The sequence below is a fragment of the Delftia sp. BGA-UO-ETr-SB1 genome, assembly GCF_059567865.1.
In genome coordinates this window covers 22457-34680 of the sequence record NZ_JCAQOW010000001.1, presented here as the reverse complement: position 1 = coordinate 34680, position 12224 = coordinate 22457, and the positions used below count along the sequence as shown (strand labels likewise).

Below are 12224 nucleotides of genomic sequence, written 5' to 3'. Positions count from 1 at the left end.
ACGTGACCGGCTCCATCGAGCTGCCCGCCGACAAGGAAATGGTGATGCCTGGTGACAACGTGTCGATCACCGTCAAGCTGATCGCCCCCATCGCCATGGAAGAAGGTCTGCGCTTCGCTATTCGCGAAGGTGGCCGTACCGTGGGCGCTGGCGTGGTTGCAAAGATCATTGCGTAATTCTTGGAAAACTAGGAATACACAATGTCCAAGCAAAAAATCCGCATCCGCCTGAAGGCGTTTGACTACAAGCTGATCGACCAGTCGGCTGCTGAAATCGTTGACACTGCCAAGCGCACCGGTGCGATCGTCAAGGGCCCCGTGCCCCTGCCGACACGCATGAAGCGTTTCGACATCCTGCGCTCGCCGCACGTCAACAAGACCAGCCGCGACCAGTTCGAAATCCGCACTCACCAGCGCCTGATGGACATCGTTGACCCGACTGACAAGACGGTTGACGCTCTGATGAAGCTGGACCTGCCCGCAGGCGTGGACGTCGAGATCAAGCTGCAATAAGAACTTCACGGCCCCTTGCGGGGCCGTTGAAGGGCTTTGATTTAACGCGAACTTGCTTGAAAAGGCAGTTCGCGTTAAAATTTGGGGCTTCGCCTTTCTTGAGCGAAGTTTTATCAACCTTCTTTCGTGCGCAAGGCCTTGGACATCTGGGGCGGGAGCGCAACGCTGGGCCAATTGCAGTTTCAGCGGCGAAAGTTTTGGAGCAAACAAATGAGTCTGAGCAACTCCCTCGGGTTGCTGGGTCGCAAGGTGGGCATGATGCGTCTGTTCACCGATGACGGGGACGCAGTGCCCGTCACGGTGGTGGATGTGTCCAACAACCGTGTGACTCAGGTCAAAACCCAAGAGAACGATGGCTACGTGGCCCTGCAGGTCACTTTCGGTTCGCGCAAGGCATCTCGCGTGACCAAGCCAGAAGCCGGCCACCTTGCCAAGGCAGGTGTCGAAGCCGGTGAAGTGATGGGTGAATTCCGCGTGACCGAAGAAACCGCTGGCAAGTACGCCGCAGGCTCCGTCCTGCCCGTCGCCGAGCTGTTCTCGGTGGGCCAGAAGGTGGACGTGCAAGGCACTTCCATCGGTAAGGGCTTCGCCGGCACCATCAAGCGTCACAACTTCCGCTCGCAGCGCGCCTCGCACGGCAACAGCCGTTCGCACAATGTTCCCGGCTCCATCTCGATGGCCCAGGATCCAGGTCGCGTGTTCCCGGGCAAGAAGATGACCGGTCACATGGGCGATGAAACCATCACCACCCAAAATCTCGACGTGGTTCGCATTGACGAAGCACGCCAACTGCTCTTGATCAAGGGCGCTGTTCCGGGCTCCAAGGGTGGCTTCGTGACGGTGCGCCCCGCCATCAAGGCCAAAGCTTCCAAGGGAGCGAACTAATGCAGCTCGAACTCCTGAATGAACAAGGCCAGGCCGCATCCAAGTTCGATGCGCCCGAGACTGTTTTCGGTCGTGAATTCAACGAAGACCTCGTCCACCAGATCGTGATCGCCTACCGTGCCAACGCACGTCAGGGCACTCGCGCTCAGAAGGACCGCGAGCAGGTTCGTCACACGACTGCCAAGCCGTTCAAGCAAAAGGGCACCGGCCGTGCTCGTGCCGGTATGTCTTCCTCGCCTCTGTGGCGTGGCGGCGGCCGCATCTTCCCGAATCTGCCTGAAGAAAACTTCACGCAGAAGATCAACAAGAAGATGTACCGCGCCGGTATGGTTGCCATCCTGTCGCAGCTGGCCCGCGAAGGCCGTCTGGCCGTGGTGGACTCGCTCAAGCTCGAAAGCCCCAAGACCAAGGTGCTGGCCGACAAGTTCAAGGCCATGAACCTGGAATCGGTCATGGTGATCGCTGAAGAAGTCGACGAGAACCTGTACCTGGCTTCCCGCAATCTGAAGAACGTGTTCGTGGTCGAGCCGCGCTACGCCGACCCCGTGTCGCTGGTGCACTACAAGAAAGTGCTCGTCACCAAGGGTGCGATCGACAAACTCAAGGAGATGTTCGAATGAGCACGCTCAAGTTTGACGAAGGTCGTCTGATGCAGGTGTTGGTTGCTCCCATCGTGTCCGAAAAGGCCACCATGGTTGCCGAGAAGTCCAACGCCGTGACGTTCAAGGTGCTGCAGAGCGCCACCAAGCATGAAATCAAGGCCGCCGTGGAACTGATGTTCAAGGTGGAAGTTGCTGGTGTCTCCGTGGTGAACATCAAGGGCAAGACCAAGCGCTTTGGCAAGACCACTGGCCGCCGCGACCACGTTCGCAAGGCCTACGTGATGCTCAAGCCCGGTCAAGAGCTGAACCTGTCCGGGGAGGCTGCGTAATCATGGCTGTTATCAAGCTCAAACCGACGACCCCCGGCCAACGCGGCACGGTCAAGGTCACGCGTGACCATCTGCACAAGGGTGCAGGTTTTGCCCCCCTGCTGGAGCCTCAGCACCAGAAGTCGGGCCGTAACAACAACGGTCACATCACCACCCGTCACAAGGGCGGTGGCCACAAGCACCACTATCGCGTGGTGGACTTCAAGCGCACCAAGGACGGCATCCCCGCCAAGGTCGAGCGCATTGAGTACGACCCCAACCGTACGGCCCACATCGCTCTGGTGTGCTATGCCGACGGCGAGCGTCGCTACATCATTGCTCCGCGCAACCTGGAAGTCGGCGCAACGATCGTCAGCGGTTCGGAAGCCCCGATCCGCGTGGGCAACACCCTGCCGATCCGCAACATCCCCGTGGGTTCGACCATCCACTGCATCGAACTGAAGATCGGCGCTGGCGCGCAGATCGCCCGTTCGGCAGGTACGTCGGCTACGCTGCTGGCCCGTGAAGGCATCTACGCCCAAGTGCGTATGCGTTCCGGCGAAGTGCGCAAGGTGCACATCGAATGCCGCGCGACCATCGGTGAAGTCGCCAACGAAGAACACAGCCTGCGCCGTCTGGGCAAGGCCGGTGTGAAGCGTTGGATGGGTATTCGCCCGACCGTTCGCGGCGTGGTGATGAACCCTGTCGATCACCCGCACGGTGGTGGTGAAGGCAAGACCGGTGAAGGTCGTCACGCTGTTGACCCATGGGGCAACCTGACGAAGGGCTACCGTACCCGTAACAACAAGCGCACGCAGTCGATGATTGTGTCGCGTCGCAAGAAGTAAAGGGTAGCAAATGACTCGTTCTCTTAAAAAGGGTCCGTTTGTTGACCATCACTTGCTGGCAAAGGCCGAAAAGGCCGTCGCCACCAAGGACAAGAAGCCCGTCAAGACCTGGTCGCGTCGCTCCATGGTTCTGCCCGAGTTCATCGGTCTGACCATCGCCGTGCACAACGGCAAGCAGCACGTGCCCGTGTATGTGACTGACCAGATGGTCGGCCACAAGCTCGGCGAATTCGCGCTGACCCGTACCTTCAAGGGTCACCCGGCGGACAAAAAAGCCAAGAAGTAAGGAATAGAACATGTCTGAAACACGTGCTGTTCTCCGTGGCGTCCGCCTGTCTGTGGACAAGGGTCGCCTGGTCGCGGACCTGATCCGCGGCAAGAAAGTGGACCAAGCCCTGAACATCCTGACGTTCACGCAGAAAAAAGCTGCCGTGATCATCAAGAAGGTGCTCGAGTCCGCCATCGCCAACGCCGAGCACAACGACGGCGCCGACATCGACGAACTGAAGGTCAAGACCATCTTCGTCGAACAAGGCACCACGCTCAAGCGCTTCACCGCGCGTGCAAAGGGCCGCGGCAATCGCATCAGCAAGCCCACGTGCCACGTGTACGTGACGGTTGGCAACTGAAAGGCCTGGGAAGAATATGGGACAGAAAATCCATCCTACCGGCTTCCGCCTGGCTGTTAGCCGCAACTGGGCCAGCCGTTGGTACGCAAGCAACCGTGACTTCGCCGGCATGCTGGCCGAAGACATCAAGGTGCGCGAGTTCCTGAAGGCCAAGCTGAAGAATGCCGCCGTGTCGCGCATCCTGATCGAGCGTCCTGCAAAGAACGCCCGCATCACGATCTTCTCGGCACGTCCTGGTGTCGTGATCGGCAAGAAGGGCGAGGACATCGAGAACCTGAAGAAGGAACTCGCAACCCGTCTGGGCGTGCCCGTGGCTGTGAACATCGAAGAAGTGCGCAAGCCTGAAATCGATGCCAAGCTGATCGCCGATTCGATCTGCCAGCAGCTCGAAAAGCGCATCATGTTCCGCCGCGCCATGAAGCGTGCAATGCAAAACGCCATGCGTCTGGGTGCCCAAGGCATCAAGATCATGTCTTCGGGCCGTCTGAACGGTATCGAAATTGCACGTTGCGAGTGGTATCGCGAAGGCCGTGTGCCACTTCACACACTGCGCGCCGACATCGACTATGGCTTCTCCGAAGCCAAGACGACCTACGGTGTGATCGGTGTGAAGGTCTGGGTCTACAAGGGTGACACGCTGGGTCGTAACGACCTGCCGGCAGCCGAGACCCCCCGCCCCGAAGAAGAACGTCGTCCTCGCGGCCCCCGCCGTGATGGTCGCGGCGATGGTCGTCGTGACGGTGCTGGCCGTGGTGCCCGCCGCCCCGCAGGCGCTAACGCAGCACCTGCTGACGGCAGCGATAAGCCCGCCGGCGCTGGCGCTGATTCCGTTAAGCGCGTTCGCAAGACTGACGCGCCCGCTACAGCAGCGGACGGTAAAGGAGAATAAAGATGCTGCAACCTGCTCGCCGCAAATACCGCAAGGAGCAAAAGGGTCGCAACACCGGTATCGCAACGCGTGGTAACTCCGTTGCTTTCGGTGACTTCGGCCTGAAGTCCACTGACCGTGGTCGCCTGACGGCGCGTCAGATCGAAGCGGCTCGCCGCGCGATCTCGCGTCACGTCAAGCGTGGCGGTCGTATCTGGATCCGCGTGTTCCCGGACAAGCCAATCTCTACCAAGCCCGCAGAAGTGCGTATGGGTAACGGTAAGGGCAACCCCGAGTACTACGTGGCCGAAATCCAGCCCGGCAAGGTGCTCTACGAAATCGTGGGCGTCCCTGAAGAGCTGGCTCGTGAAGCGTTCCGCCTGGCCGCTGCAAAGCTGCCGCTGCGTACGACCTTCGTGTCCCGTCAAATTGGTGCCTAAGGAGAACAACATGACGAAAGCTGCTGAACTCCGCCAAAAAGACGTTGCCGGCCTGGAAGCCGAAGTGAAGTCCCTGCAAAAGGCTCACTTTGGCCTGCGTATGCAAAAGGCTACGCAACAGCTGGGTAACACGAACACGCTGCGTACCACGCGCCGTGACATCGCCCGCGCCAAGACCATCCTTGCTGAAAAGCAAGCTGCCAAGTAATCAGGAAGCCGACATGACGGAAGCTAAAAAATCCCTCAAGCGCACCTTGATTGGCAAGGTGGTCAGCGACAAGCGTGCCAAGACCGTGACGGTCATGGTTGAACGCCGCGTCAAGCACCCGATCTATGACAAGATCATGATCAAGTCCAGCAAGTACCACGCTCACGACGAGCAAGGTGAATACAAGCTGGGCGACGTGGTTGAAATCACGGAAAGCCGCCCGCTGTCCAAGACCAAGAACTGGGTTGCTACCCGCTTGGTGCAAAAGGCTGCTCTGGTGTAAGCCTACACAGGCCCACCGGCTGCAAGGCCACAGGAAACGACCCACAATGTGGGTCGTTTTTTCGTTTGGGGACCACCATTTCGGCGGCCCCCGGTTTTGCACCACAAAGGAGATAGAGATGATCAAAGTCGGAGATGCCCTGCCCGCTGCCACCCTGATGGAATACGTGGAAGTCGAAGGCAATGGCTGCAGCATCGGCCCCAACCCCGTGAAGCTGCCCGAAGCCGCTGCCGGCAAGACCATCGCGGTCTTCGCCGTGCCCGGCGCATTCACTCCCACCTGCTCGGCCAAGCATGTGCCCGGCTTCGTGGAGCAGGCCGAAGCCTTCAAGGCTGCCGGCGTGGACGAGATCTGGTGCCTGTCGGTCAACGACGCCTTCGTGATGGGCGCGTGGGCCCGTGACCAGAAGACCGACGGCAAGGTGCGCATGCTGGCCGACGGCGATGCCGCCTTCGCCAAGGCCACCGGCCTGACGCTGGACCTGAACGGCAAGGGCCTGGGCCTGCGCAGCAACCGCTACTCCATGCTGGTCAAGGACGGCAAGGTCGCCACGCTGAACGTGGAAGGCCCTGGCAAGTTCGAAGTCAGCGACGCTGCCACCCTGCTGGGCCAGGCCAAGGCCTGATCCTGATCGTGCTGCAGGCCTGCAGGGCCTGGGCACCGCGCTTTTGCGAAAAAAGGCATTGCACCCAGGTGCAATGCCTTTTTGTGTTTCAGGGGGCTGCTTCAGCCGGGCCCTAGAAGATATCGGCCTTGAGGTAATGCGCCCCTGCGATGGGGTTGTGATAGTAGGGCGGGATTTCCTGGAAGCCCAGGTCCGTGTAGAGGGCGCGTGCCGACTCCATATCGTCCAGCGTGTCCAGCAGCACATGGTCATAGCCAGCCTGGCGCGCCACATCGAGCATGGCCTCGGCGAGCTGGCGGCCCAGGCCGAAACCGCGAAAGGCCTTGCGTACGAACAGGCGCTTCATCTCGGCGGCGTTGGCGTAATCGCAGTTGTCCAGCGGGCGCAAGGCGCAGCAGCCGGCCACGGCGCCATCGACCTTGGCCAGCAGGATGTGGCCGCGCGGCGATGCGTATGCGCCAGGCAGATCGGCGATCTCGGCCTCGAAATCTTGAAATTGCAGATCGACATCTAGGCTTGCGGCGTACTCCTGGAAGATCTGGCGGACTTCGTCCATGTCTTCCAGGGGATTCGGCGCCAGCAAGGCGACAGCAGGCTTGTCCACGGGCACTTGGCTAAAACGACGGAAAACGCAGTGTAGCGGCAAGCTGGCAACGTCTGGCCACGCCGTCAGAAAGCAGCCCCCAGCTGCTGCACCCACCATGCGGCGGCGCCCGCCACCAACGCCAGGACCAATGCCAACAGGCGGCTGGCTGCCGTGTCGCGTGAAGAGGGCAGGGGTTCGGGCAAGTGCTTGTCTCCCGTCACCATGGCGCGCACCAGACCCCGTCCGCGCCAGGCATAGAACAGGATGGCCAACAGGTGCAGGGCCACCAGCGCGTACAGCAGATACTGCCCCCAGTGCGCGTGGTAGGCGGTGGCCTGTGCCACGGTGTCGCCCGATACAAAGCGGCCCAGCGGCCCGGAGAACGCAATCTCGTCGTCGCTGAGCAACCCGCTGCCCACCTGGGCGATCAGCACGGCCAGCATGGCAAACACGGACAGGGCGCCCAGCGGGCTGTGGCCTGCGCTGTCGCTCTCCGTTCCTTGTCCCCGCACATGGCGCAGCACGGTGGCGGGCGCGTGGATGAAGCTGGCAAATCGCGACCAGCGGCCGCCCACCAGGCCCCAAAGCAGGCGGAACAGCAGCAGGGCCAGCATGGCATGGCCCAGCAGCAGATGCCAGTTCATGGCATTGCCGCCCAGCTTGGCCGTCACGACCAAGCCGACCACCGTTACGGCCAGCAGCCAGTGAAACAGCCGGGTGGGCAGGTCCCAGATGCGGACCTTGTGCTTGGCGGCGCCTTGTGCGGTCGATTCTTGTGCCATGGCATGAAAGCTGGGATGGGGATGGGGCATTGTGCCGCCCCGCATTCCTGCGAGCACCAGGAATGCACCCTGGCCGTGGTCAATCAAAGCGGCGCCGGCAAGATGCCGCTGCCATACTGGTCCGGCAGATTTCCCCACACTCCCAAAGGAAAACCACGATGAAGAAAGTTTCTGCATGGGCGCTGGCCGCCCTGGTGGCCGCCACGGCGCTGCCCGCGTCCGCACAGTTCGCCAAGTCTGAAGACGCCATCAAGTACCGCCAGGGCGCGCTCGCCGTGCTGGGCCAGCATTTCGGGCGCCTGGGCGCCATGGCGAACGGAAAGATCCCCTTCGATGCCAAGGCGGCCCAGGAAAACGCCGAGGTGGTGGCCTTCATGGCCAAGCTGCCTTGGGCCGCGTTCGGCGCGGGCACGGAAGGTGGAAAGGCCAAGCCTGAAATCTGGAAGGAGCAGGCCAAGTTCCAGGACCTGTCGGAGAAGATGCAGGCCGAGACGGTCAAGCTCGCGGCTGCGGCCAAGTCCGGCAACCTGGACCAGCTCAAGGCCGCCTTCGGCCCGGCCGCCGCCAGCTGCAAGGCCTGCCACGACAGCTTCCGCAGCCGTTGAGCGGCGGGCGGAGGATGCACCAATGAAAAACCGGCCTGATGCCGGTTTTTTTGTGCCCTGGTCTGCGCTGTATCAGGCCTCGGCCAGCAGCTTCTCGATCAGCCGATGCAACTCAGCGAAGTCAGGTGCGCCCACATAGCGCTTCACGATGTCGCCGCGCTTGTTGACGATGTAGGTGGTGGGAGTCAGTTGCACATCGCCCCAGGCCCGGGCCACGGCGCCGGTGTTGTCCAGCGCGACCTTGAAAGGCAGCTTGCGCGAATCGGCGAAGTTCACCACATAGCTGGGCGGGTCGTAGCTCATGGCCACGGCCAGGGTCTCGAACCCCTGGCTCTGGAATTTCTGGTGGGTGGCAACGATCTCGGGCATCTCGGCCACGCAGGTGGTGCAGCTGGTGGCCCAGAAATTCACCAAGGTCACCTTGCCCTTGAGGTCGGCCGTGGTCTGCTTGCTGCCGTCCAGCAGCACGAAGGTGGACTGCGGCGCGGCCGTTTGGCCGGCACCCGAATACACCCATGCGCCCATGCCGGCGGCTGCGGCGATCACCACGCCTGCGATCCAATGTTTGCTTGCCATAGCGACGATTGTGCCCAAAGTTGCGCCCGAAGGCCTGCACGCATGCCGTGCACCGCCTTTCGATGCGCAGCAAGGGCAAAAGTTCGGGGCTCGGACAGGTCGGGCCATGCCGATAATGCCGGCATGACATTGATGGAAAGCTTTTCGAAAGCAAAGGGCCGCGCTCTGGCCCTGCGGCTTGGCGCCGCGATGCTGGTGTTGGCGCCCCTGGGCGCCTGCAGTCCCAGGCTGGATTGGCGGCAGGTCGCGGTCGAAGGCACGCCGCTGCGCGTGCTCTTGCCCTGCGATCCGCAATCCGCAACACGGCCGGTGGAGCTGGGCCAGGGCATGGGCACGGTGCAGATGTCCATGATGGGATGCGATGCCGATGCGTCGACCTACGCGGTGTCCCACTTCCTGGTCAGCGAGCCGTCCAGAGCCGCCGAGATGCTGTCGTATTGGCAGGCAGCCGTGCTCGGCCAGATGAACCCGGGTGCTCCGGGGCAGGCCCCGGCGGGCGCCAAGCAACTGCGCTCCAAGGAAGATGGCCCTTTCCTGCCTGCAGGCGCACTGAATCTGCCGCAGTCGCTGCGCACCACGTTTGAAGGCGTGGGGCCCCAGGGCTGGAAGCTCACCGCCCATGGCGTGTGGTTTGCACGAATGGAGCCGGCAGGCGCACGCCTCTACCATGCCGTCATCTACAGCGACAAGCCGCGCACAGACGAGGCCAACAACTTCTTCGCCAGCCTGCAACTGCAATAGCAACGGCAACAGGTTTCGGAGCCACGGATGCGGGAGGCAGCTGTGGCATGGAACGCAGTGCAGGCGCGCCGGTTGCCCTGCATGCGCCTGCGCACGCCATAATCGACTCCGAACCCTGTGACTTCATGACCACGCGCATCCTTTTGTTCACCCACGCACCTTTGGCCCATGCACTGCGCGAATGCGCCTTGCATGTGTTCGCCGACAGTGCCGAGGACGTCCTTGCCCTGGATGTGCCCGCTCAGGAGCCGCCCGAGGCCACCCTGATGCGTGCCGAGCAGTTGCTCGAGGACCATGGCGGCCTGGTGGCGCTGCCCACGCTGGTGCTGACCGACCTCTTTGGCGCGACGCCCTGCAACGTGGCGCAGCGCCTTGTGGCGCAGCTGCCTGCGGGGCGACTGGTGGCCGGAGTGAACTTGCCCATGCTGCTGCGCTCCATAGGCTATCGCCACGAGGCGCTGGAAGCCGTGGCCGAGCGTGCCTTGGCGGGAGGCAGCCATGGGGTGATGCAGGTGGGCGTGAACACGCCTCAGAACCAGAGTCCGCGACCATCCAATGATCAAGACCCCTATAACCATCAGCAATAAACTGGGCCTGCATGCCCGCGCCTCCGCCAAGCTCACCAAGCTTGCAGGCAGCTTTCCCTGCGAAGTCTGGATGAGCAAGGGCGAGCGGCGCATCAATGCCAAGAGCATCATGGGCGTGATGATGCTGGCTGCCGGCATGGGCTCCGAGGTGCTGCTGGAAACCGAAGGACCGCAGGAGCAGGAAGCCATGGATGCGCTGACGGCCCTGATCAACGACAAATTTGGCGAAGGCCAGTGATGGGCCTCCGCTGCGCTGGCAGACGGTGAGCGCAAAAGAGCAACACGCGCCGGGCCCGGACGCTGCCGCATTGCGACGGCCCGGGGCCTGCGCAGCAGCAGGCAAAGGACAGGCGCAATGACGTTTGCAATCCACGGACTGGCCGTTTCACGGGGCATTGCGATAGGACGCGCGGTGGTGGTGGCCTCCAGCCGAATGGAGGTGGTGCACTACTTCATCCGGCCCGACCAGGTGGACGCGGAAATCGACCGCGCCCGCAGTGCACGCAACGCCGTCATCGACGAGCTGCGCCGTCTGCAGGATGAAATGCCCCAGGATGCGCCGGGCGAGCTCGATGCCCTGCTCGACGTCCACCTGCTGCTGTTGCAGGACGAGGCCCTGGCCGCCGCCATCAAGCACTGGATTTCCGATCGTCTCTACAACGCCGAATGGGCGCTGACCACGCAGCTCGAGGTCGTCTCGCGCCAGTTCGACGAGATGGAGGACGAGTATCTGCGCGAGCGCAAGGCCGACCTGGAGCAGGTGGTCGAGCGCATCCTGCGCTACATGAAGGGCATGGCCAGCCCCGTGCCCGCGCCTGCCGCGCTGCCGCGGGCCGATGCAACGGGGGAGGGCGCGCCGCAGCAGCCGCTGCTGCTCGACGAAGTCACCGATGTGCCCCTGGTCCTGGTGGCGCAGGACCTGTCGCCTGTGGACATGCTGCAGTTCAAGAGCCGGCTGTTTGCCGGCTTCATCACGGCCGTGGGCGGGCGCACCTCGCACACGGCCATCGTGGCGCGCAGCATGGACATCCCGGCCGTGGTCGGCGCGCGCGCGGCCAGCCAGCTGATCCGCCAGGACGACTGGATCATCATCGATGGCAACGCAGGCGTCGTCATCGTCGATCCTTCTCCCATCATCCTGGCCGAATATGGCTTTCGCCAGCGCCAGAACGAGCTGGAGCGCGAGCGCCTCTCACGCCTGCGCCACACGCCCGCGCTGACGCTGGACGGAGAGCGCATCGAATTGCTGGCCAATATCGAGCAGCCCGGCGACGGGCCTGCGGCCGTGCATGCAGGCGCCGTGGGCGTAGGGCTGTTCCGCACGGAATTCCTGTTCATGGGGCGTGGCGGCAACCTGCCCGGTGAGGAGGAGCAGTACCGCGCCTACCGCGAGGCCGTGGACGGCATGCAGGGCATGCCCGTGACCATCCGCACGCTGGACGTGGGCGCCGACAAGCCGCTGGACAAGGCACAGCCCAAGGATTACTACCTGAACCCCGCGCTGGGCCTGCGCGCCATCCGCTGGAGCCTGGCTGACCCGGCCATGTTCCGCACCCAGTTGCGCGCCATTCTGCGTGCGGCGGCGCATGGGCAGATCCATCTGCTGTTTCCCATGCTGGCCCACCAAAGCGAGATCGAGCAGACCCTGGCCCAGGTGCGGCTGGCGCAAAGCGAACTCGACGCGCGAGGCGTGGCCCATGGCCCGGTCAAGCTGGGCGCCATGATCGAGGTGCCTGCGGCCGCGCTGATCGTGCGCACCTTTTTGCGTTACTTCGACTTCCTGTCGATCGGCACCAACGACCTCATCCAGTACACGCTGGCCATCGACCGCGCCGACGAGACCGTGGCCCATCTCTATGACCCCTTGCATCCCGCCGTGCTCAAGCTGGTGGCGGACGTGATCGCCGAAGGAAGGGCGCAGGGCAAGAGCGTCTGTGTCTGCGGGGAGACCGCCGGGGATGTGGGCATGACGCGCCTGCTGCTCGGCCTGGGTCTGCGCAGCTTTTCCATGCATCCGGCGCAGATACTGGTCGTCAAGCAGGAAATCTTGCGTGCCGACACACGCAAGCTGACTGCCTGGGCGCAGGAAGTCCTCCGCTCGGACAGTCCCGCAGCGCTGCTGGGACCATGAATTCATGC

Annotated in this window: 21 protein-coding genes; 18 read left to right on the top strand and 3 right to left on the bottom strand. The window is 62.8% G+C overall.

What is annotated here, in order from left to right; all coding sequences use genetic code 11:
* From AC57B5_RS00245 to AC57B5_RS00185, 13 genes are all read left to right on the top strand, one after another.
* A partial coding sequence (locus tag AC57B5_RS00245) for an EF-Tu C-terminal domain-related protein (RefSeq protein ID WP_496398492.1) occupies nt 1-176 on the top strand: 176 nt, incomplete at its 5' end.
* A gap of 24 nt (nt 177-200) precedes the next feature.
* The gene (gene rpsJ / locus AC57B5_RS00240) at nt 201-512 is read left to right on the top strand and encodes a 30S ribosomal protein S10 (RefSeq protein ID WP_003059431.1); all 312 of its coding nucleotides are present in this window, start codon (nt 201-203) and stop codon (nt 510-512) included.
* Between the two features lie 210 nt (nt 513-722).
* Nucleotides 723-1397, top strand: coding sequence for a 50S ribosomal protein L3 (gene rplC, locus AC57B5_RS00235; protein WP_012202329.1), 675 nt, complete (start codon nt 723-725; stop codon nt 1395-1397).
* A complete protein-coding gene (rplD, locus tag AC57B5_RS00230) occupies nt 1397-2017 on the top strand; it encodes a 50S ribosomal protein L4 (RefSeq protein ID WP_012202330.1) in 621 nt (206 codons plus the stop codon). The genes rplC and rplD overlap by 1 nt, the downstream gene beginning before the upstream one ends.
* Entirely contained in the window at nt 2014-2328 is a 315-nt protein-coding gene (gene rplW / locus AC57B5_RS00225; protein WP_012202331.1) for a 50S ribosomal protein L23, read from the top strand. The genes rplD and rplW overlap by 4 nt, the downstream gene beginning before the upstream one ends.
* Nucleotides 2329-2330: 2 nt before the next feature.
* On the top strand, nt 2331-3155 hold the full coding sequence (gene rplB / locus AC57B5_RS00220; protein WP_012202332.1) for a 50S ribosomal protein L2: 825 nt from the start codon (nt 2331-2333) through the stop codon (nt 3153-3155).
* A 10-nt stretch (nt 3156-3165) separates the two neighbouring features.
* On the top strand, nt 3166-3441 hold the full coding sequence (rpsS, locus tag AC57B5_RS00215) for a 30S ribosomal protein S19 (RefSeq protein ID WP_012202333.1): 276 nt from the start codon (nt 3166-3168) through the stop codon (nt 3439-3441).
* Nucleotides 3442-3451: 10 nt separating this feature from the next.
* Nucleotides 3452-3784 carry a 50S ribosomal protein L22 gene (gene rplV, locus AC57B5_RS00210; RefSeq protein ID WP_012202334.1) on the top strand — a complete coding sequence of 111 codons (333 nt, stop codon included), beginning with the start codon at nt 3452-3454 and terminating at the stop codon, nt 3782-3784.
* 16 nt (nt 3785-3800) lie between these two features.
* A complete protein-coding gene (gene rpsC / locus AC57B5_RS00205) occupies nt 3801-4673 on the top strand; it encodes a 30S ribosomal protein S3 (protein ID WP_012202335.1) in 873 nt (290 codons plus the stop codon).
* Nucleotides 4674-4675: 2 nt separating this feature from the next.
* Nucleotides 4676-5092, top strand: a complete 417-nt coding sequence (gene rplP / locus AC57B5_RS00200) for a 50S ribosomal protein L16 (protein WP_012202336.1) — start codon at nt 4676-4678, stop codon at nt 5090-5092.
* 10 nt (nt 5093-5102) lie between these two features.
* On the top strand, nt 5103-5300 hold the full coding sequence (gene rpmC, locus AC57B5_RS00195) for a 50S ribosomal protein L29 (protein ID WP_012202337.1): 198 nt from the start codon (nt 5103-5105) through the stop codon (nt 5298-5300).
* A gap of 13 nt (nt 5301-5313) precedes the next feature.
* Entirely contained in the window at nt 5314-5583 is a 270-nt protein-coding gene (rpsQ, locus tag AC57B5_RS00190) for a 30S ribosomal protein S17 (protein WP_012202338.1), read from the top strand.
* A 118-nt stretch (nt 5584-5701) separates the two neighbouring features.
* The gene (locus AC57B5_RS00185; protein WP_013800250.1) at nt 5702-6208 is read left to right on the top strand and encodes a peroxiredoxin; all 507 of its coding nucleotides are present in this window, start codon (nt 5702-5704) and stop codon (nt 6206-6208) included.
* 112 nt (nt 6209-6320) lie between these two features.
* On the opposite strand, the gene AC57B5_RS00180 is transcribed toward AC57B5_RS00185, so the two are convergent.
* Both AC57B5_RS00180 and AC57B5_RS00175 read right to left on the bottom strand, forming a co-directional pair.
* The gene (locus tag AC57B5_RS00180) at nt 6321-6812 is read right to left on the bottom strand and encodes a GNAT family N-acetyltransferase (protein WP_496398489.1); all 492 of its coding nucleotides are present in this window, start codon (nt 6810-6812) and stop codon (nt 6321-6323) included.
* A 65-nt stretch (nt 6813-6877) separates the two neighbouring features.
* The gene (locus tag AC57B5_RS00175) at nt 6878-7576 is read right to left on the bottom strand and encodes a cytochrome b/b6 domain-containing protein (protein WP_065346899.1); all 699 of its coding nucleotides are present in this window, start codon (nt 7574-7576) and stop codon (nt 6878-6880) included.
* A gap of 158 nt (nt 7577-7734) precedes the next feature.
* Between AC57B5_RS00175 and AC57B5_RS00170 the strand changes: the two genes are divergently transcribed.
* The gene (locus AC57B5_RS00170; protein ID WP_065346892.1) at nt 7735-8181 is read left to right on the top strand and encodes a c-type cytochrome; all 447 of its coding nucleotides are present in this window, start codon (nt 7735-7737) and stop codon (nt 8179-8181) included.
* Nucleotides 8182-8253: 72 nt separating this feature from the next.
* On the opposite strand, the gene AC57B5_RS00165 is transcribed toward AC57B5_RS00170, so the two are convergent.
* Nucleotides 8254-8757 (bottom strand): TlpA disulfide reductase family protein, encoded by a 504-nt coding sequence (locus AC57B5_RS00165; RefSeq protein WP_043780365.1) that lies wholly within the window; start codon nt 8755-8757, stop codon nt 8254-8256.
* Nucleotides 8758-8880: 123 nt separating this feature from the next.
* On the opposite strand from AC57B5_RS00165, the gene AC57B5_RS00160 reads away from it, so the two are divergent.
* From AC57B5_RS00160 to ptsP, 4 genes are all read left to right on the top strand, one after another.
* Nucleotides 8881-9498 (top strand): hypothetical protein, encoded by a 618-nt coding sequence (locus AC57B5_RS00160; RefSeq protein ID WP_496398488.1) that lies wholly within the window; start codon nt 8881-8883, stop codon nt 9496-9498.
* A 125-nt stretch (nt 9499-9623) separates the two neighbouring features.
* Nucleotides 9624-10085, top strand: coding sequence for a PTS sugar transporter subunit IIA (locus AC57B5_RS00155; protein WP_170962107.1), 462 nt, complete (start codon nt 9624-9626; stop codon nt 10083-10085).
* Nucleotides 10054-10323 carry an HPr family phosphocarrier protein gene (locus tag AC57B5_RS00150; RefSeq protein ID WP_012202346.1) on the top strand — a complete coding sequence of 90 codons (270 nt, stop codon included), beginning with the start codon at nt 10054-10056 and terminating at the stop codon, nt 10321-10323. Before AC57B5_RS00155 ends, AC57B5_RS00150 begins: the two co-directional genes overlap by 32 nt.
* A 117-nt stretch (nt 10324-10440) precedes the next feature.
* Nucleotides 10441-12216, top strand: a complete 1776-nt coding sequence (ptsP, locus tag AC57B5_RS00145; RefSeq protein ID WP_012202347.1) for a phosphoenolpyruvate--protein phosphotransferase — start codon at nt 10441-10443, stop codon at nt 12214-12216.
* The last annotated feature ends 8 nt before the right edge of the window (nt 12217-12224 follow it).